At 56.0% G+C, this 22398-nt stretch carries 20 protein-coding genes; 4 read left to right on the top strand and 16 right to left on the bottom strand.

Annotation, left to right across the window (positions count from 1 at the left end; all coding sequences use genetic code 11):
- Positions 1 to 41: 41 nt before the first annotated feature.
- Complete coding sequence (locus AAEY27_RS17190) at positions 42 to 524, top strand: lysozyme inhibitor LprI family protein (protein ID WP_342321994.1); 483 nt, start codon at positions 42 to 44, stop codon at positions 522 to 524.
- Positions 525 to 632: 108 nt separating this feature from the next.
- Here AAEY27_RS17190 and AAEY27_RS17185 read toward each other — a convergent pair whose 3' ends face one another.
- Together AAEY27_RS17185 and AAEY27_RS17180 are read right to left on the bottom strand one after the other, a co-directional pair.
- Positions 633 to 1469 carry a glycosyltransferase family 8 protein gene (locus AAEY27_RS17185; RefSeq protein WP_342321993.1) on the bottom strand — a complete coding sequence of 279 codons (837 nt, stop codon included), beginning with the start codon at positions 1467 to 1469 and terminating at the stop codon, positions 633 to 635.
- On the bottom strand, positions 1466 to 2848 hold the full coding sequence (locus AAEY27_RS17180; RefSeq protein WP_342321991.1) for a D-arabinono-1,4-lactone oxidase: 1383 nt from the start codon (positions 2846 to 2848) through the stop codon (positions 1466 to 1468). Before AAEY27_RS17180 ends, AAEY27_RS17185 begins: the two co-directional genes overlap by 4 nt.
- A 169-nt stretch (positions 2849 to 3017) precedes the next feature.
- Between AAEY27_RS17180 and AAEY27_RS17175 the strand changes: the two genes are divergently transcribed.
- Complete coding sequence (locus AAEY27_RS17175; RefSeq protein WP_342321990.1) at positions 3018 to 4046, top strand: LacI family DNA-binding transcriptional regulator; 1029 nt, start codon at positions 3018 to 3020, stop codon at positions 4044 to 4046.
- Between the two features lie 69 nt (positions 4047 to 4115).
- Here AAEY27_RS17175 and AAEY27_RS17170 read toward each other — a convergent pair whose 3' ends face one another.
- From AAEY27_RS17170 to ampH, 14 genes are all read right to left on the bottom strand, one after another.
- Positions 4116 to 4880, bottom strand: a complete 765-nt coding sequence (locus AAEY27_RS17170) for an HpcH/HpaI aldolase family protein (protein WP_342321989.1) — start codon at positions 4878 to 4880, stop codon at positions 4116 to 4118.
- A 43-nt stretch (positions 4881 to 4923) separates the two neighbouring features.
- Positions 4924 to 5706, bottom strand: coding sequence for a 2-keto-4-pentenoate hydratase (locus AAEY27_RS17165; protein WP_342321988.1), 783 nt, complete (start codon positions 5704 to 5706; stop codon positions 4924 to 4926).
- Positions 5707 to 5733: 27 nt separating this feature from the next.
- Positions 5734 to 6696 carry a D-2-hydroxyacid dehydrogenase gene (locus AAEY27_RS17160; RefSeq protein ID WP_342321986.1) on the bottom strand — a complete coding sequence of 321 codons (963 nt, stop codon included), beginning with the start codon at positions 6694 to 6696 and terminating at the stop codon, positions 5734 to 5736.
- A gap of 73 nt (positions 6697 to 6769) precedes the next feature.
- Positions 6770 to 8080 carry a tricarballylate/proton symporter TcuC gene (tcuC, locus tag AAEY27_RS17155; RefSeq protein ID WP_342321985.1) on the bottom strand — a complete coding sequence of 437 codons (1311 nt, stop codon included), beginning with the start codon at positions 8078 to 8080 and terminating at the stop codon, positions 6770 to 6772.
- Positions 8081 to 8281: 201 nt separating this feature from the next.
- Positions 8282 to 9553, bottom strand: coding sequence for a phosphopyruvate hydratase (eno, locus tag AAEY27_RS17150; protein ID WP_342321984.1), 1272 nt, complete (start codon positions 9551 to 9553; stop codon positions 8282 to 8284).
- Positions 9550 to 10578 (bottom strand): phosphotransferase family protein, encoded by a 1029-nt coding sequence (locus tag AAEY27_RS17145; RefSeq protein ID WP_342321983.1) that lies wholly within the window; start codon positions 10576 to 10578, stop codon positions 9550 to 9552. The genes eno and AAEY27_RS17145 overlap by 4 nt, the downstream gene beginning before the upstream one ends.
- Positions 10579 to 10999: 421 nt before the next feature.
- Positions 11000 to 11449, bottom strand: a complete 450-nt coding sequence (locus AAEY27_RS17140) for a DUF421 domain-containing protein (RefSeq protein WP_342321981.1) — start codon at positions 11447 to 11449, stop codon at positions 11000 to 11002.
- A gap of 10 nt (positions 11450 to 11459) precedes the next feature.
- A complete protein-coding gene (locus AAEY27_RS17135; protein ID WP_342321980.1) occupies positions 11460 to 11960 on the bottom strand; it encodes a hypothetical protein in 501 nt (166 codons plus the stop codon).
- Positions 11961 to 12047: 87 nt separating this feature from the next.
- A complete protein-coding gene (gene eutC, locus AAEY27_RS17130; protein WP_342321979.1) occupies positions 12048 to 12821 on the bottom strand; it encodes an ethanolamine ammonia-lyase subunit EutC in 774 nt (257 codons plus the stop codon).
- Positions 12818 to 14206 carry an ethanolamine ammonia-lyase subunit EutB gene (locus tag AAEY27_RS17125; RefSeq protein WP_342321978.1) on the bottom strand — a complete coding sequence of 463 codons (1389 nt, stop codon included), beginning with the start codon at positions 14204 to 14206 and terminating at the stop codon, positions 12818 to 12820. Before AAEY27_RS17125 ends, eutC begins: the two co-directional genes overlap by 4 nt.
- A gap of 9 nt (positions 14207 to 14215) precedes the next feature.
- Complete coding sequence (gene eat / locus AAEY27_RS17120; RefSeq protein WP_342321976.1) at positions 14216 to 15592, bottom strand: ethanolamine permease; 1377 nt, start codon at positions 15590 to 15592, stop codon at positions 14216 to 14218.
- A gap of 529 nt (positions 15593 to 16121) precedes the next feature.
- Entirely contained in the window at positions 16122 to 17837 is a 1716-nt protein-coding gene (locus tag AAEY27_RS17115) for a lysophospholipid acyltransferase family protein (RefSeq protein WP_342321975.1), read from the bottom strand.
- Positions 17838 to 18069: 232 nt separating this feature from the next.
- Positions 18070 to 19041 (bottom strand): porphobilinogen synthase, encoded by a 972-nt coding sequence (hemB, locus tag AAEY27_RS17110; protein ID WP_342321974.1) that lies wholly within the window; start codon positions 19039 to 19041, stop codon positions 18070 to 18072.
- A gap of 119 nt (positions 19042 to 19160) precedes the next feature.
- Positions 19161 to 20318 carry a D-alanyl-D-alanine-carboxypeptidase/endopeptidase AmpH gene (ampH, locus tag AAEY27_RS17105; RefSeq protein WP_342321973.1) on the bottom strand — a complete coding sequence of 386 codons (1158 nt, stop codon included), beginning with the start codon at positions 20316 to 20318 and terminating at the stop codon, positions 19161 to 19163.
- A gap of 190 nt (positions 20319 to 20508) precedes the next feature.
- Here ampH and AAEY27_RS17100 point away from each other — a divergent pair, with 190 nt between their 5' ends.
- Positions 20509 to 21042: an isochorismatase family protein gene (locus AAEY27_RS17100; protein ID WP_342321972.1), complete on the top strand. Its 534-nt coding sequence runs from the start codon at positions 20509 to 20511 to the stop codon at positions 21040 to 21042.
- Between the two features lie 128 nt (positions 21043 to 21170).
- A complete protein-coding gene (sbmA, locus tag AAEY27_RS17095) occupies positions 21171 to 22391 on the top strand; it encodes a peptide antibiotic transporter SbmA (RefSeq protein ID WP_342321971.1) in 1221 nt (406 codons plus the stop codon).
- Positions 22392 to 22398 lie beyond the last annotated feature (7 nt).

Here is a 22398-nt window from a genome sequence, read left to right as displayed (position 1 = left end):
CATACTCTATGAACCTTCGCGTCAACGAATAAGGTATCTCAATGAAGCTTAACGTACTGGTGATCTTAGCCGTAATGAGTGCGCCCTGGCCTGTGTATGCACAAACACAGATTACGCAGGGAGAAGAGGTGCGCAAATGCTACGCCACACCACGTTATGCAGAGATTTCTCCGGCAGAGTGCATTGAACAGGCGGCGGATGAGATGAATAAAAAGCTTAAACAAGCGGTTAAGGGAAAATTAGACCTTATTCATCATCACGCTGCTTACAATGAACCTTTTTCGATGGAGCAGGGCGGCGAGAGCATTAAAACGGTGTATGCCAACGCCTTTCTTGAATCCCAAACGCACTGGGAACGTTCTCGCGATAGTCTTTGCCACGCTGTTGCCGCGCCATCTGGCAATGCGACGGATAGCTACAATGCAGGCTTTATGCAGTGCATTATTAATCTCGACTATCGCCGGCTGGAAGAACTCACCATGATGCCACCCGCAGCAGGCGCTACAAACCGAAGCAATCGGTAAATCGTGTTTCTCTCCCCGTAGGGCGGATAAGGCAACGCCGCCATCCGGCATCACCGTGCGATCACCGGATGGCGCTAAACGTTTATCCGGTCTACAGGTTTGCCACCGTCAGTCCTCTTGCACGCACTCCCACCACAGGCGATGCAGTTCATAGTTTATATCGCCAGGCTGCGGGTATTTGTCCCACGGTTTGTCGATGATGTAGTGGATATTCTTCACCAACGAAAAATCCCACATTTTCGGGTGCTGACGTGGCAGGGTTTTCAGCGCGTTGTACCCGTAATGCAGCGGAAGCCAGCGATCACGGAACACCTCGTTGAGAAAATCCTGCTCGGCAAACACCCACGATGAAATGTCCTCTTTTGCCGCCAGGCGCGCCACCATCTGCTGATACACCGCGTTATCCGGCGTCAGCACCAGGAAACCGCCGTTTAGGTAGTTATCCACCGACGCGGGCGGATTGGCGTTCATTTGCGGATCTTCGCACCAGGAGTAGTAACAGTTTTCCGGGCGCCAGTTTGCCGGGTAACTCGCAATCTGGTTGGGATTGCAGCGACAGGCATGGCATGCGGCGATGGTGCCTTCAGCGAGCGGCAACTCAAACACTTCGTCCATATTTTGCACCACCAGCATATCGGCATCGAGAAAGGCCACACGCTGATATTCCGTTAACGTCCACACCGCCAGTTTGCTCCACACGTCGGCGAAACGCGCATTGGCGTAGCGGTCAGCCAGAGCCGGATCGGGGCCGATCACCGGCACGTCGTACACTTCACACTCCTGCGCCCACAAATGTTGGCGCGTTATCGCATCAATATTTTCCGTGACCATTACCACCAGCGGCCACGGCGAACCGCTGGCGCGCAATGAGCGCTGCAACACTTCCACGCCCGGCAGGTAATCCGGCTGCGTCAATAAAGTAACCCAGGCGAAGGCGGCGCTCATGACAGCACCTCCGTCATAAATGTATTGAGGAATTTGCCGTGTGGATCGAAACGGCGGCGGATGGCCTGAAATTCTGACCACTGCGGGTAGAGCGTTGGCCAGTCGTACAGCGTCGGATCAAAATATTTCCCCCAGTGCGGCCTGCCGCCTTCTTCCGCCAGCAACTGTTCCGCTGCCCGCAAAAATTCCAGCCCCTCTTCGGAAAGCGAACCATCTTCAGCGTAATAAACCACAAAACCAAAAAAGCAGGTTGGCTGTTGATACGCCGGGCTTAACCAGGCGCTGGACGCGCCGGTGCAGCGCAAAATGATCGGGTAGTGCATATGCGGCTGCGAATCGTTGTGCCAGGCTTTCATACGCTCAATCACCGCCGGCACGCGCGCCATCGGAATGCCAATTTCTATGTTGATTTGCGGCGTGGCGATGCCCCGACAAAAGACCTGGTAGACATCGCCAATCACGTCGGAGAAGTCTTTGAACCGCGTGACCGTGCGAAAAGGTTTCCCGTTTTCATCGACGATTTTCGTGTCATCGCGCATCTGCTCCAGCGTTTTGTCGACGGTGGCGTTCATCTGCTCGTCAGTCTCTTCCAGCGCCACAAGCTCGCCGCGATTATCCCGCCACAGCGTTTGCTCTTCGGCGTTGGCCTCGCGCGCATTCCACGCGTGGACTTTGTCCTCATCCGGGAACCACCAAGCCTTGCTGAATGTCCATTGCTGGTTCCAGTTGCGCAGATCGTCAGCCAGGGTATCGGCGCTGCTGGCGCTTTTAAAACAGGTAAACAGCGTCGCCGGGCAGGTGCGTAATGTCACCGCGCTGATGGCGCCAAGCGTGCCTAAGCCCAATTGCACTGCGCCAAAACTGGGGTGGTTGCGATCAATATCGTGAATGTGCCCGGCGGCATCCACTAGCCGAATGTTCAGCGCTTCATCGGCAAGCGAACTCTGTTTCATCCCCTGGCCGTGCGTGCCGGTTGAAATCGCGCCCGCCAGCGTTTGCGAATCGATCACCCCTGGCGAGGCGTACAACATGCGGTTTAAGGTTGTGAGCGTGGTGAAGACTTCATGCAGCGACGTCCCGGCGGCAAAGGTCACGCTCTCATCGTCCACCGCCAGCACACCGCGCAGGCGGGAGAGGTCAACAAGCACATCGCCAGGTTGGCTCAGCGCCAGCATTCTGCCGGGCGACATACTGCTGCCCATCATCCGCACGCTGCCGGTCGCTGTGGCAATCACCTCTTGCAATTGCGCTTCATTTTTTGGCTTCACCACGGCGTTGGCCGGTGCCAGTTCGGCGTTCCTGGCCCAATTCAGGATCGTCGGAGAGTGTGCGTTCTGTTGCGGATGGCGGCGCGGAAATAGTGCATGCGTCTCAGTCATTAGCGGCTCCTCGCTTCGTTTTTCTTCTCTCCACCAAGCGTAGTCGATCACAGAAAAGTGTGAAGTTTGTCGCTTCTTTTCATGTTATTTCGCGGATATGCAAAATAGGGCGAGATTCACGGCGCAGGCTGATATTCTTAGCGCAAAAGGACGATAGGGAGGCGACGCGGTGACAATCAAAAAATTAGCTGCGATTTTGGGCTTATCACATACCACGGTATCCCGTGCGTTAAACGATCATCCCGCCATCAGCCAGGCGACAAAAAATAGCGTGTTACAAGCGGCCAGGGAGTACGGCTACATTCCCAATAGTGCGGCCAGAGCGCTGCGTAACGCCAGCACCGGCGCTTTCGGTCTGGTGATTCCTGATATTCAAAACGATTTCTTTATTACCCTCACCAATGCGATTGCGCACCAGGCGGCGGAGCATGGCTGGCAGTTGATGCTGGCGATCACCGGTGATAAACCGGACATGGAATATACTGTGCTGCGTCGTTTACTGACGGCGCGGGTCGACGGCATTATTTTCGCGCCCACCGCCGCGCCGCTGGCGGAAACGCAGGAGATGATTGCCCGTTCAAACGCCGTGCAACTGTTGCGCCGCCATGAGAGTTTACAAGCGCCGGTGATTGCCATTGATGATCGCTACGGCATCGCGCTGGCGGTGCAGCATCTGCGCGATCTCGGCCATCAGCGCATTGGTTATATCGGATCGTCGCAAGTGCTCAGCACCGGTGCGGAGCGGTTACGCGGTTTTCTGCAAAGTTTCAGCCACGATGAGCAACTCGCCCTCAACGATATTATTGACGTCGGCCCGCCGCAGGCGGAATTCGGCGGCGAAGCGTTTCAACGCATCATGGCATCGGCAAACCCGCCGAGCGCGCTGGTGCTCGGCAGCCCGCGCTACGCGATGAGTATTTTGCTGGCGGCGAAAGCGCTGAATATGCGCATCCCGGACGATTTATCGCTGGTGGCCTATGGCGATGTGGAGTGGGGGCGCTTGCTGGAAGTGAAACTCACCACCATCACCTTGCCGGAAAAAGAGATTGCCGATGCCTGCGTGGCGATTATCCGCCGCCTGATGGAAGCCGATTCGCCGGTCACGCCGGAGGCGTTTTACGCCACCACCGACAGCCGTATTTTTACCCCGACGCTCATGCCGGGGGGATCGACAAAAGCTTTCACCCCCCGCCGTTAACGCAAAAAACCGGATGCAAGCGCGGCTTACATCCGGAACAAGCTGCCAATACTAAGTGCTTCGAGGAACCTATCTAAACTTCGCCAGCAGGTGTTCAGCGCCTTTGGTTAACAGGCCCTGATCGGAACCGATAGCGACTATCTGGAAACCCAGCTCAATGTAGCGGCGGGTTTGCGTTTCATCCGTACAGAGAATGCCTACCGCTTTGCCCGCCGCCTGCACGCGACGGCCGGTCTCTTCAATCACCCGCACCACCTCCGGGTGCATCGGTTGGCCGATATACCCGAGGCTGGCGGCGAGATCGCCGGGGCCGATAAAAAACGCATCCACACCGTCAATGGCTGCCATTGCTTCGATATTCTCCAGCGCCTGGCGAGTTTCCGGCATCACGATCAGGCAGATTTCCGCGTCGCAGGCGGTGGCGTAATTTTTGATGCGCCCAAACCCGGAGGCACGCGGCGCGCCGCAGTAACCGCGCACGCCGTGCGGTGGATAACGCACGGCAGAGACCAGCGCTTTGGCCTGCTCGGCGGTATCGACCTGCGGCACCATCAGGGTGTTCACCCCGGCGTCGAGGTAGCGCTTAATCAGCGAAATATCGTGATTGGGAATGCGCACAATCGGCTGCGACGGGCCACCGGCGGCGCAGGCTTGTAACTGCGCATAAATGTCGAGGTATTCGCTCGGGCCATGTTCGCCATCAAGGCCGATAAAGTCATAACCGCAGCCCGCGAGGATCTCGGCGGTGATCGCGCTGCCAAGCTGCGTCCAAATGCCAAGCTGGACGTCGCCCTTTTTGAGGGCCTGTTTGAACTGATTTTTAGCGAGTTCCATAACTCATCCTTAAAGTGAGGGTACTTTTTCGGAAGCTGTTTTTTTATTCGGCAAAGCGGGCGGCAATCGCGCCGATGCCGCTTAATTCGGCGGTGAACACATCGCCGGGTTTGGCGGAAATCGCCGGGCCCATCGCGCCGGTAATCACAAATTCTCCCGCGCGAAGCGGCCTGCCGGCGCGCACCATCTCATCGGCGAGCCAGGCCAGCGCCTGTAACGGGTGGCCGAGGCAGTTGGTAGCAACCCCTTCGGAGACGATTTCCTCGCCGCGTTTGGTCACCATCTGGCAGCGCGTGATGTCGCAATCTTTCAGATAAACCGGTTTGGTACCCAGCACCACAAGGCTTGCGGAGGTGTTGTCGGCGACAAAATCGCAGGCGTTCACGTTCCAGTCGATCATTCGGCTATCGACAATTTCAAACGCGGCCAGCAGGTAGTCGCAGGCGTCAATCACATCCAGTACCGTGTGTTGGCTGCGGGTGAGATCTTTTTTCAGCACCACGGCAATTTCGGTTTCTACGCGCTGGTCGCTGAGCGCGCGCTGGGTGATTTCCGCGCCGTCCGTCAGCACCATATCGGCGTAAATGCTGCCGTGGCAGGCCTGCGAAATACCGAACTGTTTCTGTACTGCTTTGTTGGTCAGCGCCAGTTTGCGCCCGACCAGGCGGCGGCCCTGCGCCTGCCACTGTTTGTCGTTATATTCCTGCACCATATAGGCGGTATTGATGTCTTCATCATCAACAAGGTCGCGAATCGGCTTGCCCGCAACGCCAATTTGATGGGCTTTACGCAGCTGGTCGCCCGCTTTTTTAATTCTGTTTTCCACGATCAATTCTCCTGGTGTTGGCAAAAATTACTTTTGATCGACCCGGTTTTGCGACACGCCGCTGATAAAGGCTTTGACGTTATCGACGGTGGTGGAAAGAATACGCCCGCGCGCTTCCACCGACGCCCAGGCAATATGCGGCGTGATGATGCAATTTTTGGCGCTGAGCAATGGGTTATCTGCGCTGGGCGGTTCTTTAGAAAGCACATCCACCGCAGCGCCAGCGATACGGCCTTCATTCAGCGCTTCGGCGAGATCCGCTTCATTCACCAGATCGCCGCGCGAGGCGTTCAGCAGCAGCACGCTTTTCTTCATCTTTTGCAGCGCGGCGCGGTTGATCATGCCTTTGGTTTCCGGCGTCAGCGGGCAGTGCAGGCTGATGACATCGGCTTCGGCGTAAAGTGTTTCAAGATCGACATAACGCAGTTGGGGGTTTTCTGGCGCGTTTTGCGGTCCTTCCGAACAGGCCAGCACGTTCATACCGAGCGCCTGAGCGACAGCGCCAAAGGCCTGGCCGATACGCCCATAACCGATGATGCCGACATTTTTTCCCGTCACTTCGATCATCGGTCTCAGCCAGTAACACCAGTCGCTGCTTTTGCTCCAGCCGCCCGCGTGGACATCGACGTCGTGCTCGCCCACGCGGTTGCACAGCTCAAGCATCAGGGCGGTGGTAAATTGCGCCACGGTCGAGGTGCCGTAAGTAGGGACGTTGGAGACGGCAATGTTGTGCGCGCATGCCGCATCGAGATCGACAATGTTGTAGCCGGTGGCGGTCACGCCGATGAATTTCAGATTTGGGCACTGGCTGAAGAGGGACTCGCCGAGCGCCACTTTATTGCTGATGGCAACATCTGCATCCTTGAGGCGCTCAACCACCTGATCAGGTGCAGAATTGTCGTAAACGGCCACCTCTCCCAGTTGCTCAAGCCCGCCCCAGGACAGATCGCCAGGATTGAGTACACCGCCATCTAACACAACAATTTTCATAAATTACCCATTTGGTTTTTTTATCGACAGTACATCAACCTAGCCGATGTACTGCCGCGTGGTAAGCACTTTCTTAATGCAATTCAACGCGCTGGTTGATGGCCGTTTGTTTATGGTCCAGCGTCAGCACAGCGATCAGGCTTAATACGGCATTGAAGCCCAGCCAGACGCCGACCATCGCGTTACTGTTGAAGGTGTGGTTGAGCCAAGTACAGATCGCCGGGGTTAACCCGCCGAGTACCGCCGCCGCGACAGCCTGGGCAAAGGAGTAACCGGCGGTGCGTGCATGAGCCGGAACCAATTCGACCATCGCCGCGACCTGCACGGAGCTGTAACAGGCGTACATAAACGAGAACCACAATTCAAACACCACAAACTTGAACACCGTCGGATCCGCCGCCAGCCAGGAGAGCAGCGGCCAGGCGGAAAGCGCGCCGACGACGGTGACGACAATCAGCATGGTTTTTCTGTTCACCCGGTCGGCGATCATCGCGGTGATTGGCAGCCAGAACAGAATCGACAAACCGACGAAGAACAGGGTGATAAACCCAACATGTTCACCGAGATTCAGGCTTTTAATAAACGTTGGCGCATAAGTGGTGACGGTCTGGGCGGTGACGGTTGCCATCGCCACCATGCCCATACAGGTGACAATCACGCGCCAGCCGGTCACCAGGCTGCGGCAGATCTCTTTCACCGTCGGTGTGGTTTTCTTCTTAGCGAACACTTCGGTTTCTTGCAGATTGGTCCGCAGCCAGAACATCAGCGGGATCACCGCGCAGCCAATCAGCAGCGGAATACGCCAGCCCCAGTCGTGCAGATCCTGCACGTCCATGGTGTAAAGCATCACCAGACCAATCAGCGAGGCGGCCATTACCGCAAACTGCTGTGAACCGACCTGCCAGCAGGTGTAGAACGCCCGGCGGTTCGGTGGCGAGATTTCTGCCAGATAAACCACCACGCCGCCCAGTTCCGCACCGGCAGAGAAGCCCTGCAGCAACCGACCGAATATGACAAGAATCGGCGCGGCAATGCCTATCGAAGAATACGTTGGCGTGAGCGCAATACAGAGAATACCAATCGACATTAACGTCAGGGCCATAATTAACCCTTTGCGACGCCCGTGGCGGTCGGTATAAGCCCCTAAAATAATGGCGCCGAATGGCCTTGCGAAAAAACCTAAGGCAAAGGTCATTAAGGTGAGCATTAACGACACATATTCATTATCAGATGGGAAATAAGCCTGGGATATATAACGGGCGTAATAGCCGTACACCATAAAGTCATATATTTCCAGCGCGTTACCCGCGCCCACTTGCACAATGGGTTTTACCTGAATTTTCTTTCTGGCTGCGGGCAACGCCTCGCCGCTGTAATCGGTCATTTGAATCTCCTTCAAGTTGTAAACACAATTTTGAAAAACTCATACAACCAGAACAGACATTGCAGAAATTCAGGTGTAGGGCCTGAGGTATAACGCCTGTCCACGTTTCCCTTCGTATTTCAAGCCGCCTCTTTGTTGGCTGCCGCCGCGATGCAACTCGAAATACTTTGGGAAGGCTTGATTAAGAGAAAAATTAAAAAACTATTTATGGTTTAGGGCATTCACGCCAAAAAACGCCAGGCCGTAGGTGTCTTCCAGACGAATGGCTTCATTCCATTTTGCGGTGCGTTCGGCGCGAGCCATTGAGCCGACTTTTAATTGCCCGGCATTCAGACCAAGAGCCAAATGCACAATAATATGGTCTTCGGTTTCACCGGAACGCGCGGAAACAATCGCGCCGTAACCGGCTTTTTTCGCCTCGCTAAACGCGTTGCGTAATTCGCTAATGGTGCCGGCCTGGTTGGCTTTTAATAACACCGCGTTGCAGGCGCCTTTTTCTGCTGCCTCTTTCACGCGCTGCGCGTTAGTGACGAAATAATCATCGCCAACAATTTGCACCCGCGAACCGGCAGCCTGCGTAAAGGCAATCAGACCTTGTTCATCATCTTCCGCCAGCGGATCTTCGATGGAGACAATCGGGTATTTATCCAGCCAGCCGAGCAGTAATTCGCACATGCCGTCGGAATCATATTCTGTGGATTCCAGCGCCAGCCGATAACGGCCGTTTTTACCGAATTCTGACGAGGCAATATCCAGCGCGATAGAAACATCCTGGCCGGGAATATAACCCGCGCCTTCAATGGCTTTCACCAGCGTATCCAGCGCCTGTTCGTTACTGGAAAACTCCGGCCACCAGCCGCCTTCATCCGCCACGCCGCTCAAATGGCCGCGCTGTTTCATAATGCGCCCGGCGCTGTGGTAAACCTCGGCGGTCATCTCCAGCGCCTGCTGGAAAGAGCGCGCGCCATTGGCAATCACCATCAAATCCTGAATATCAATACGTCGTCCGGCATGCGCGCCGCCGCCGAAAATCTGGATTTGCGGCAAAGGCAGCGCCACTTTTTGATCCCCGGCGAGGTATTTCCACAGCGGTAAACCCGCGTTATTCGCCGCCGTATTGATGGCGGCCATCGAACAGGCAACCGCCGCATTGCCACCCAGGCGGGAGAATGTGCCGGTACCGTCCAGCTCAATGAGAATGTTATCAATCAGTTGTTGATCGTGAATGTCGATGCCCGCCAGCGCGGGTGCAATCTCATTTTCGATATTCAGCAGCGCTTTTTGCACATCTTTGCCCGCAAGCGTGGTGCCGCCATCGCGCAGTTCCACCGCTTCGTGCATGCCGCAAGATGCGCCCGCTGGCGCCAGCCCGCGCCCCATCACGCCATTTTCCAGGTGAATTTCCACTTCCACCGTCGGCCAGCCGCGCGAATCCCAAATGCGACGTCCCAGTACTTTTTTAATTCGACTCATAACCCGATCTCCTTCCTCCAGAATGATTGAATGTCTTGCAAGCGGTTAAATTGGCGCTCTAATAAGGTGCAGCTCGCCCGGCGAACGGTTTGTGCCTGCGCTTCGTTGAAGTATTCGACCGGCGATTTGCCATCGACTCTGGCGAGCAGTAAGCAGGGCAGCAGGGTGGCGACACGCAGTTCAAAGGCGTCAGTTTCTTCCCAAGTGACACGCTGGAAATAGCGCTGATACAGCGCGTCGAAAGCCGCCAGCAGTTGTGCTTGTTGCGAAGCATTCGGCGCCATTACGCTTTTCAGCAAGAAATGGTTTAAGCAGAAAGCGAGGTCGAACGCCGGGTCGCCATACCACGCGCATTCGGCATCCAAAATGACCGGGCCATGCGGGCCGCAAAGAATGTTTTTCGGACTGATATCGCCATGTACCAACGCGCGTTTGGTGGTTTGCGTGCGCGTTAAAATCGCCTGGATCTGTTCGGCATAACGCGGATGTGCGCGGGCGATTTCGCCGAGATACGGGTCTAAACGCAGTAAGAAAAAGTTGTCGTCCCAGGCGAACTGTTTGGCAAGCTGGCGGTTATTCGCCGTATGCTGGTGGATGGTGCCGAGCACGTCGCCCATTTTCGCCGCGAAATCGGTATCAATATCGCCCGCCAGCAAGCGGGTTTTCCAGTTGTCATATTGTTCCGCGGGCAGGTAATCCATCACAAAACAGAGCGCGTCGCGATCGACGCCCTGAATATGTGCTACCGCGTGCGGCACAATCGTGGCGACGGTTTGCATCCAGTCGATTTCCGCAAACACGCGCTCCAGTGGCGCATGCCACTCTTTGGCGACTTTCAGTGTTGGCAGTGCCTGTTTTAGGCAAAATTGCTGGTCACCGGCGGTGATTTTTAGAATCGTTGACGATACGCCACCGGTAAGCGGGCTAACCTGTAATGTCTGTTGTTCTGTTATCAATGCCATACGCTGTAACACATCGCGAATAGCATCCTGATTCACTGAAAGATCGTTAAATCGCGTTTCCATGCATCCCCACATTTATAATGTTGCTCAGGAATGCAATTAGTTATGCACACGTGTGCATTAAAAATCAACCAACGATTTTTGTAATTATTGTGATATTTGTCTAAATGGCGGTAATTTTAATATAACAAATTGATATTTAAGTATTTTATTAAATGTGATCGCTATCATATTTATCATAATAAGCCTCATTGTGTTCTTGAATTATAGGATTAACATTTTTGCAATATTAAAAGAAAAATGCCGGGAGAGAATTATCTGGCGAAATCGAAGCGCGGCAGAAATATAAAAATGTTAGTTGTTTAATAATGTTATTAATGTTGCTAACGCATACTGCACTGCTTGATCAATAACCCGACGGCAATCGCCCTCGAGAGGTTGTTTGGCGGTTAATGGCCCGCTCAGCCACTCTGCGTGGGTATTCTTAGGGCGAATTTTTGGGGATGATGGAGATATGGCCATTGCGCTCCAGAATGGCGAACTTGATCTCCGCCAGATCGACAATGCCCTGATTATTACGCGCTGACAGCATAATGTCGGCACGGGAAATATCCGCTTCGCGCATGTTTTCTGCCACCATTTCCCCGTTTTCTACCAGCACCACCGGCGTGCCGTCGATCAGGTTTTCCGCGCCTTTGACATACTTTTTCAGCGTGCCGAACAGAATATCGATCACCACCAGCGTGATGATGGTCAGCGCCGCGCCCGTGACGGAAAAGTCATTGCCGAGCAGCGCTTGCTGGGTCGCTTCACTGATAATCAGCAGCAAAATCAAGTCAAACGAGGTCATCTGTAACAAGGTTCGCCGACCGGCGATTTTAAACACCACCATCAACACCAGATAGATCGCTACAGCACGCAAAACCATGTCCATTGCCATCTCCTCAGGGCCAGATAAATTGCTTCACCGCCACCGTTGTCGCGCCATTCAGTACAATTTTCTGTTCGCTGCGCCCAACGCCGCGCGGTGTTAACCCCAGCCACACGGTAAAAGGCTGGTCGGCGTGCGGGCGGGCATACTCCAGCACCAACTCGCCGTTCTGGCTGTACATTTTTTCCGGTTGGGGTTGTAGGGTGCGGATCTCAAAATCATGCATAAAATCACCGCCGAGGGTGAAGACAGTGCGGCTGTTCAGCGTCGCGCTGGCGGTGACTTGCATATCAATGTCGCTTTGCAAACGGCCATAACGGTCGTATTGCACGGTCAGTTTGCGATCGCTGCTGCTGGCCGTTTGCGCGCTCAGCCAACCTTGCGAGAAAAGGCCGCACAGCCCGGCCACCACAATGAATAAAAGTGTTATGGCGCCCCATTTCTGCACCTGCATTTCAACATGCAGCCAGAAAGGGCTGTCGGTCACGGGAAAGTGGTACTGTTTTCGCGCCATGCATCCTCCACGGGTTCGCCATCAGCCACGTAGAGAGTTTAGATGAGCCGCGAAGAAACAGCGCTTCGCGATGAAGCGCTTCGGAATTTACTGAGAAAGGCGGGGCGTCACGCGACCGTGCAGCGCCGGGTTGTCGCTCTCATCTTTAAGCCGCACGCCAGTCAGGCGGCGCAAAAAAGCCTGCTCCAACAGCCAGGCGAGCTTGAAGGCGGCGGCGTCGAAATTCAGCCCTTCCGGGCGAATGTTAGAGATGCAGTTGCGTTCCGATTCAATGCGTTTGCGCTCGGGTTTCCAGGTGAGGTAAACGCCCAGACTGTCTGGCGAAGATAAGCCAGGACGCTCGCCAATCAGGATCGCCACCGCTTTGCTGCCCAGCGTTTCGCCGATGTCATCGCCCAGCGCCACGCGCGACTGATGCGCTAACACAATCGGGCCGAGGGAAATACCCAATGTTTCCAGATACGGCAGCAGGGCGCTCACCAGCGACGCCGACTGGCGATGCACGGCGTGGGAAGAAAGGCCATCGCCAATCACCAGCAGTAAATCATGCGGCGCAATGCGGCGGGCGGCGAGCGCGCTACGGCTCTCGTCGCTTAACATGCGCCCCAAATCCGGGCGATTAAGATAAGTGTGCCGATCCGCCGCTGCGCTGTGCGCGTCGAGGGTTTTAAGCCCCATTTTGTGTAACTGCTGCGCCAGGCTTTCGCTGTCGAACGGCTGGTGGATAGCGTCGCGCGCTTGCGCGTGGGCAAGGCCGAAATTCAGCACTTCCTGCGTTGGCAGGCTTGCACCGCTGCGCCCGAGCGCGATGCGCGCATCGGTAAATTCACGCAGCAACGACCAGGCATCGGGTGGGTTCATGCAAGCACTCCTTGTGGCAAAACGGTCAGCAGCGGATGGTTCGCGCCCGTCAGACGCAACTGCCCGCGGCTGTCGATAATCTGCATTTTAGTGAGCCATTCGGCGAACTCCGGCGCATGTTTCAACCCCAGCAAGCGGCGGGCGTAAAGCGCGTCGTGAAATGAGGTGCTCTGGTAATTGAGCATGATGTCATCCGCGCCCGGCACACCAATCAGGAAAGTCAGCCCGGCGGTGCATAGCAGCGTCAGCAGGGTGTCCATATCATCTTGATCTGCCTCGGCATGGTTGGTGTAGCAAACATCGCAGCCAATTGGCAGCCCCATCAGCTTGCCGCAGAAGTGATCCTCCAGCCCGGCGCGGATAATCTGCTTGCCGTCATAGAGATATTCCGGGCCGATAAACCCCACCACGGTATTCACTAATAGCGGATTGAAGTGGCGCGCCACCGCGTAAGCGCGCGCTTCGCAGGTTTGTTGGTCGACGCCGAAATGGGCATTCGACGACAGGCAACTGCCCTGGCCGGTTTCGAAATACATCACGTTATTGCCTAATGTTCCGCGTTTGAGGCTCAGCGCCGCCTCTTGCGCTTCCTGCAACAGCGCGAGGTTGATGCCAAAACCGCTGTTCGCCGCTTCCGTGCCCGCCACCGACTGGAACACCAGATCCACCGGCGAACCGCGTTCGATCAACTGCAAGGTGTTGGTGACATGCGTCAGTACGCAGGACTGCGTGGGAATCGAAAAGCGCTCAATAATCTCCGCCATCATATGGTTGAGCTTATCGAGCACCGGCAGGCTGTCGCTCGCCGGATTAATGCCGACCACCGCATCGCCCGCACCATACAGCAGGCCGTCCAGCATACTGGCGGCAATACCTTTGAGGGAGTCAGTCGGGTGGTTGGGCTGCAAACGCACGCTCAGGTGACCCGGCAGGCCGATGGTGTTGCGAAACCGCGTAATCACGCTGCATTTGCGCGCCGCGAGGATCAGATCCTGGTTGCGCATCAGTTTGCTGACCGCCGCCGCCATTTCTGGTGTGATGGCCGATGCGACCTGGCTGAGTATGGCGGTGTCGGTGGTATCAGCCAGCAGCCAGTCACGAAATTCGCCCACGGTTAAATGGGCGATCCGCGCGAAAGCGGCGGCATCATGGGTGTCGATAATAAGGCGCGTTACCTCATCATCTTCATAAGGGATTAATGGGTTCTCGAGGATCGCGCGCAGTGGGAGATCCGCAAGGGCGATTTTCGCCGCCATTCGCTCCTCCGCCGACTGCGCCGCGACGCCGGCCAGCACATCCCCGGAACGCGCCGGGGAGGCCTTTGCCATCAGTTCTTTCAGGCTGGCGAACTGATACGTACGGTGCGCCAGTGTGGTTTTATACATTCAAACTCCTCAGGAGATCGCGCGCAGTTGCGGGTCCATTTCAGCACGTTCACGGGCGTGCGCCGTTTTGCGAAACCACATGTAGCCGCCCAGCATCATAATGGCGAAAATCAGCGCCAGCAGGGTGTTGTACCAAACCATCGCCACCAGGCAGAGCACCGCCATGCCGAGGGCGAAAGCGGGGGCATATGGAAACAGCGGTGCTTTGAATGGGCGCTCGAGTTCCGGCTCGCTGCGGCGCAGCTTAAACAGCGCCGCCATCGACGTGATGTACATAACGATAGCCCCGAATACCGACATCGTCACAATACACGCCGTGAGCGGCATGCCGCTGATGGTAATCAGCGAGTCGGAGAAAATCGCCGCAATGCCCACCACGCCGCCAGCGAGGATCGCCAGGTGCGGCGTGCGAGTTTTTCGGTTGAGGTTCGCAAGGCTCGCCGGGAGATAACCCGCGCGCGCCAGCGAGTAGATCTGGCGGGAGTAACCCATAATGATGCCGTGAAACGACGCCACCAGGCCAAACAGACCCAGCCACACCAGCATGTGCAGCCAGCCGCTGCTGTTGCCCACCACCACTTTCATCGCCTGCGGCAGTGGATCGTTAATGTTCGACAGCGCGCGCCAGTCGCCCACGCCACCGGCAAACATCATCACGCCAACGGCCAGCACGGTAAGGGTCAAAATGCCGCCGCCCAGCGCGCGTGGGATGGTGCGTTTCGGGTCTTTAGCTTCTTCTGCCGCCATCGACGCGCCTTCAATCGCCAGGAAAAACCAGATAGCAAACGGAATGGCGGCGAACATGCCCGGCAGCGCCAGGCCGCTGAAGCTGTCTGCGCCTGCCCAGCCGTTGGCGGTAAAGTTGCTCCACGAGAAGCCCGGCGCTACCACGCCCATAAACACCAGCAGCTCGAAAATGGCTAACAGCGTGACGATCAATTCGAAGGTCGCGGCGATGCCCACACCAAGAATGTTCAACGTCATAAAGATGATGTACGCGCCGCAGGCCACCCATTTCGGATCCCAGGAGGGGAATTGCACATTCAGGTATGCGCCAATCGCCATGGCGATCGCCGGGGGCGCGAAGACGAATTCAATTAACGTTGCGAAACCCGCGATAAACCCTCCCGTCGGCCCGAAAGCGCGGTAGGCGTAAGCGAACGGGCCACCGGCGTGGGGGATCGCGGTGGTCAGTTCGGTAAAACTAAAGATAAAGGCGCAATACATCGCTGCGATGGCCAGCGCGACAATCAGAAAGCCGAGCGTGCCTGCCTGCGACCAACCATAACTCCAGCCAAAATATTCCCCGGATATCACCAGCCCGACGGCAATGCCCCACAGACGGAAGCTGCCGAGTGTTCTTTTAAGTGTTGTTTGTGTGCTCATTATTTACTGCCTCGCCATTGAATACAGTTGCAAACAGGAGTGCAAAGGCAGTGCCAGGAAAGTGTATCGCTTTAATTCATAGGGTTAAGTCTTGAGAAGAGAAACGGCATGCACTGCGGCGGATCGCATTTTGGTGCAGGCTGCCCTGCGATGGTGAAAATTAAATCTGACTATTCTTAAGTTATTTTGATGAGTTCGGGCTTTAATTAATTCAGCGACGCTCAAATTTTAAAAAACAATTTACATTAAATTAACCAGCTGATTTTAGAGTTAAATTTTATTTAGCGTGAGCCGATACCTCTATTATTCATTTCAACATCCGACGCTGATAAATAAGCAGTGTGAAGGAGAGAATATGGCCTGGCGACCCATTTTATATGTTATCTGGACGCGCAATCCGCGCCTCAACAGCAGGCGCGCGCAGTTACGGTTGGTGCATGGTTAGGCCTGGCAAAAACGCCTGATGGCGCTTCGCTTATCAGGCCTGGGCGCGGGTTTGTCATCGGCAGGCCGCCATCCGGCAGGAAAACTACTCCGCGTGCGCAGGCAGATGCACACCAATATAGCGTTCATAGCGGTGGGGTTTCAGGCGGGTTAAATCCACCAGCACCAGGCCATCAACGCAGTTGTTGAAATCCGGATCGCTGCCAAAGTCAATAAACTGCACGCCGCCAGGTTCGCAGAGTTCAGAATATTGCTTGTACAGCGGTGGAATACCGCAACCCAAATTGCCCAATAATGATTTCAGGCGCGTCAAATCTTCGGTGTAATCCTCGCCGGTAAACTGCGCGAGCACTTCTGGCAAGGTGGCAGGCCACGGGCGGCGCGAGGCGGCGAGCGGCCAGATTGCCGGGAACCACAGGCGATAAAACGCCACCAGCAGATCCCGCGCCGCAGGCGGCATACCGCCGGAAATAGTGACCGGGCCAAACAGATAGCGATACTCCGGGTAACGCGCCAAATAAGCGCCAATGCCCGACCACAGATAATCCAGCCCGCGACGTCCCCAGTAGCGCGGCTGAATAAAGCTGCGTCCCAGCTCAATCCCCCCGCGCAGCACATCCGCCATCCGCTCATCGTACTGGAACAGACTGTGGCTATAGAGCCCTTCCGGCCCGTGGGCAGCAATTTGCTGTGCGGTGGGCATAAAGCGATACGCGCCGACGATCTCCAGATCGGCATCATCCCACAGGATCAAATGCAGGTAATCGTCGTCATATCTATCCGTATCACGACGTTTACCGCTGCCTTCGCCCACCGCGCGAAAGGCGATCTCCCGCAGACGCCCCAGTTCGCGTAGCAGCGGCGCGTCTTCCTGACCTTTGCGCTGCCAGAGGTAAATAATTTTGCCATCCGCCGTGCGCCCAAGGCACTCGGCGTTGTTGAGCTCGCGGCGCAGCGTGGCCCTGTCTTCCGGGCGGGCGATGGCGCATTCGGTTTTGAACGTACCGGGCAATCCCTTGCCCAGGCGCAGGACATGCTGGCGACACTTATCGGCCAGTTCGCGTGGCGCGAGCGCCGTTGTGTGCCAGCTATCCCAGGGAATGCGTTGGCCGATTTTGATCGGCAGGTTACTGTCGCGGCGACGAAACATCTGCTGCATCAGCAACAACAGCGGCAGGGTTTCCGACACCATCGCGCTGGCATAAAACAGCGCGCTGTTGTGGGCATCGATCCACGTGGGCAGCAGCGGAGCGCGGAATTTGTTCGCCAGCTTAATAAACCCGGCGTGCCAGCTTTTATCGCGGATCCCTTTGCGGGTCACACGAGAGACTTCCCCGGCTGGGAAGAAGATCAGCACGCCGCCGGCTTGCAGATGGTTTTCCATTTGTTGCAACGAGGATTTGCGCGTGCGCCCGCCCATATTATCCACCGGGATAAACAGCGAGCTTAGCGGCTCAAGATGCGCCAGCATGCGGTTGGTGACCACTTTCACGTCGCGGCGCACGCGGGAAACGGCGTACATCAACGCTAGCCCGTCGAGCGTGCCGGTGGGGTGGTTAGAGATGATGACCAGCGGGCCATGTTCGGGGATTTGTTCGAGGTCGTGAGTGGGAACGGCGCAGCGGATCTGAAGGTGTTCGAGTACTTGCTCCACCATATCCAACCCTTTCAGATGGCGGTGTTTGGCGGCGAACTGCTGGAATTCCTGTTCGTAAAACAGGCGCTTGAGTAAACGCTTTTGCCAGGGGGCGGGTCTGGCGTGTGGCCAGAGATCCTCAAGTACGTTATCAAGACTAAACATGATGGTTTCTCCTCCCGTCTTGCCGATGACAGTAAAGGTCGAAGATGACGCTTACATTTCATTACAATGAACATCTGACAAATAGAAGACGTGAGTGCAGTCACGATTTGGAAAGCGGAAGGAGTGGCGGGTTTTGCGGTTACGCCGGATGGCGGCTGGCGCCTTATCCGGCCTACAAATTACAGCTTGTGTAGGCCTGATAAGCGCAGCGCCATCAGGCATTTTACAAGGATTAGATAAGCCCGCGTTCGGCGAGATCGAGTGCGAAGTAGCTGAAGATCAGATCCGCGCCGGCGCGTTTGATGGCGCTCAGGCTTTCCAGCACCACTTTATCTTCGTCAATCGCGCCTGCCTGGGCGGCAAACTTGATCATCGCGTATTCACCGCTCACCTGATACGCCCCGAGCGGCAACTCGGTGCGTTCGCGGATATCACGCAGGATATCCAGGTACGCGCCGGCCGGTTTCACCATCAGGCAATCTGCGCCTTCCGCCTGGTCGATAAGCGACTCGCGGATCGCTTCGCGACGGTTCATCGGGTTCATCTGGTAGGTTTTGCGATCGCCTTTCAACGCAGTGCCCGCCGCTTCACGGAACGGGCCGTAGAACGAAGAAGCGAACTTGGTGGAATAAGACATGATGGCGGTATCGGTAAAGCCCGCGGCATCCAGCGCGTGGCGAATCGCCTGCACCTGGCCGTCCATCGCGGCGGACGGCGCAATGAAATCCGCACCGGCGGCGGCGGCAACTACCGCTTGTCGACCGAGGTTCAGCAGGGTCGCGTCGTTATCCACGCCGTGATCGCACAGCACGCCGCAGTGGCCGTGCGAGGTGTATTCGCAAAAACAGGTATCGGACATGACAACCATTTCCGGCACCGTCTCTTTGCAGATGCGCGACATCCGCGCCACAAGGCCATTTTCCTGCCAGGTGTCGCTGCCGGTTTCATCGGTGTGGTGGGAAATACCAAACGTCATGACCGAACGGATCCCGGCGTTGGCGATGCGCTCAATTTCCCGCGCGAGGTATTTTTCCGGAATGCGCATCACGCCTGGCATGGCGGTGATGGCTTTGTAATCATCCAGCTCTTCTTCAACAAAGATCGGCAACACCAGGTCGTTTTTGCTCAGTGTTGTTTCTTCAAACAGGGCGCGCAACGCAGGTGATTTACGCAGGCGGCGAGGACGGGTAATTAAATCGGTCATGGTATGCCTGATATTTATGGAACAGATGGCGGCATTGTAGCCGATAAGCTAGCCAGATGTTTTACCAAAATCGCCGTTAAGTGCGAGGCAGGCCGCAATGGCGACTGCCTCGTACGGCATCAGGACGCGGGGATCACCACAGGCTTGTTGCTGCTCAATTCGCTGACCAGATCGTTCACGCCGTCGCTCATATTGGTAAAGCGCGTCAACGGTGAACGGGTGATGACCACAAACACGCCGACATTATGCTGCGGCACCATCGCCATATAAGTGATAAAACCGCCGCCGCCGCCGGTTTTTTGAATAATGCCCGGATGGCCCTCTTTCGGCGCCATATAGACCCAACCCAGACCGAGCGCATCGGCTTTGCCCGGCACATCCATACCGATCACTTTGGTCAACTGATTACGCGGGTAGATCAGCGTCTGCATGCGATCCGCCTGCGCATTGCGGGTGTAGAAATCCGACGACAGGAACTGCTGCATCCAGCGCATCATATCGCCAGGCGTTGAGTACACGCCGCCGCTGCCAATCGCCGCCAACGTATTGTTACACGGGCTGGCGCCTTTCTCGGCCACCATCAGGCGTTTGCACTGATCCGGCGACGGGGTAAACGTAGTGTCTTTCATCCCTAGCGGGCGGGTGATCTGCTCTTCAAACAACTGCGGATAAGGCTTGCCGCCCGCTTTGGCGAGGGCATCGGCCAGCAGATCAAACGCCAGGTTGGAGTAAGCGGCTTGCGTGCCGGGCGCGGTTTTCAGCGCGGCGGTGGAGAGCCAACTCCAGCGTTGCTCTTGCGTCGGCCAGACAAACACCGGGCGCTTCGCGGCGCCGCCGGGTTGTTCGCGCGGCAGGCTGCTGGTGTGCGTCGCCAGGTTAACCAGCGTAATCGGCTCGCCCTGGTAGGTCGGCACGCGCGTACCGGGCGGCGCGTATTTGCTTAAGGGATCGTCGAGGCGCACGCGGCCCTGATCGAGCAGTTTCACCAGCATTTCACTGGTCATCAGTTTGGAGAGCGACGCGATGCGGATAACGGAATCGAGCTGCGGGCGAACATCGTTGCCCGGGCGGGTTTCACCATAACTTCTGAACACGCGCTGGTTACCGTCAATCACCACCAGCGCCATGCCGGTCGCGCCGCTACCGTAAAAAATATGGTTGGCGTAGCGATCAACAATATCGGAAGCAAATACCGGGTCAGGGGATTGTTGCGCCGCCTGGACGCTGGTCAAGCTCAGCGCAAACAACATCGCGGAGAAAAGCAGACAACGTTTCAACGAAGAGATCCATTAATAACGGGGAAAGATAGAGCGTATTTATACTACTTAGCGTCCCGTTGCAAAGGGCGAATAAGCGTAATGTTTCGCCGTAATCCGTAACGATGGGTAAATATGAAATATTTTCCCTATGGCGAGCGCGGAAAAGGCCTGTGATAAGCTCCTTTTTTCCCCGCAAAGGAGTACGGCAATGGCAGGTCAACGGGTAGTGATGGTCGTGGATATGCAAAACGGCGTCTTCGAGATGCCGCGCCTGGCGCGCGAACAATGCGTGGCGCGTATTAACCAACTGACGGCGGCGGCAGACAACGTCATTTTTATTCAGCATGCCGAAGAGGGCGGGCTGGAAGAGGGCAGTAAAGGGTTTGAGATATTGCCAGAACTCAACCAGCCCGCGAATGCGTTGTACGTCACCAAAACCGCCTGCGACGCGTTTTACAAAACCCAACTGGAAAACGTGCTGCGCGAGCACGACATTTCGGCTTTTGTGATGTGTGGCTGCGCGACCGATTATTGCGTGGATACGACGCTGAAAAACGGTGCCAGCCGGGGTTATGCCATTACCGTGGCGCAAGACGCGCACACCACCGCCAATCGCCCGGCGGCGCAGGCCGCAACCTTGATCGATCACTACAATGAGGTATGGCGAACGTTAACGGTGCCGGGAAATCCGGTGTTGGTGAAAACTGTCGAAACAATTGTTCACGAATGGCAAACGAACTAAGGGGTTAACCTTAGGTCAGATTAAGCGAACCAGCGCCGCATTGCGGCGCTTTTTTGTCACTGCTGCGCGGCGGGCAAATCAGAGACACAGCATTGTTGTAAATAATAAGAAATGAGCAGGAGAGTCCTATGTTTAAATCTTTCTTTCCGAAGCCGACCGTGTTCTTTGTGTCGGCTTTTATCTGGGCGCTGGTCACTGTCGTTTTCTGGCAGGCGGGCGGCGAAGCCTGGCTAATGCGCTTAACCGGCGTCTCGGCGGAGGTGCCGATCAGCGCCACGCGTTTCTGGTGCCCCAGCTTTTTGCTTTTTTATACGTACTACGCGGTGTGCGTCGGCATATTCACGCTATGTTGGGTGACGTTATCGCCGCATCGCTGGCAGTACTGGTCGATTCTGGGCACGGCGTTAATCATCTTCGTCACTTGGTTTTTGGTGGAAGTGAACGTCGCGATTAACGCCTGGTACGAGCCGTTTTACGATCTCATCCAGAAAGCGCTGAGCGCGCCAAACACTGTCAGCCTGCAACAGCTTTACAGCGAAATTGGCGTCTTTTTGTGGATCGCGCTGATCGCCGTCACCGTGTCGGTGCTGAACAGCTTTTTTATCAGCCACTATGTGTTTCGCTGGCGCACAGCGATGAACGAATATTACATGGCGCATTGGGAACATCTTCGCCACATCGAAGGCGCAGCGCAGCGCGTGCAGGAAGATACTATGCGTTTTGCCTCGACGCTGGAGGATATGGGCGTCAGCTTTATCAATGCGGTAATGACCTTGATTGCGTTTCTGCCGGTGCTGGTGGCGCTGTCGCCGCGCGTGCAGGAGTTGCCGCTGGTGGGGCATGTGGCTTACGGCCTGGTGATTGCGGCCATTGGCTGGGCGCTGTTCGGTACGCTGCTGCTGGCGTTTATCGGGATCAAGCTGCCGGGGCTGGAATTTAAGAATCAACGCGTGGAAGCGGCGTACCGTAAAGAGCTGGTGTACGGCGAAGATGACGCCGGTCGTGCACGGCCCAATACCGTTGCTGAGCTATTTAGCGCGGTGCGCCAAAACTATTTTCGTCTCTATTTCCACTATATGTATTTCAACATCGCCCGTATCCTGTACCTGCAAGTTGATGTGGTGTTCGGCCTGGTGGTGCTGTTTCCGACGATTGCGGCGGGAGCGATCACTTTTGGTCTGATGCGCCAAATCACCAACGTATTTGAGCAGGTGCGCAGCTCGTTCCAGTATTTGATCTCATCCTGGACGACGCTGGTTGAATTGATGTCTATCTATAAACGTTTGCGCAGTTTCGAGCGCGAACTTGATGGGCAGGACATCACGCCTGTGCCTCATCATTTTGGTTAACACAAGG

Source organism: Kosakonia sp. BYX6, assembly GCF_038449125.1.
GTDB lineage: Bacteria > Pseudomonadota > Gammaproteobacteria > Enterobacterales > Enterobacteriaceae > Kosakonia > Kosakonia calanthes.
This window is presented reverse-complemented; position numbering and strand designations above follow the sequence as displayed.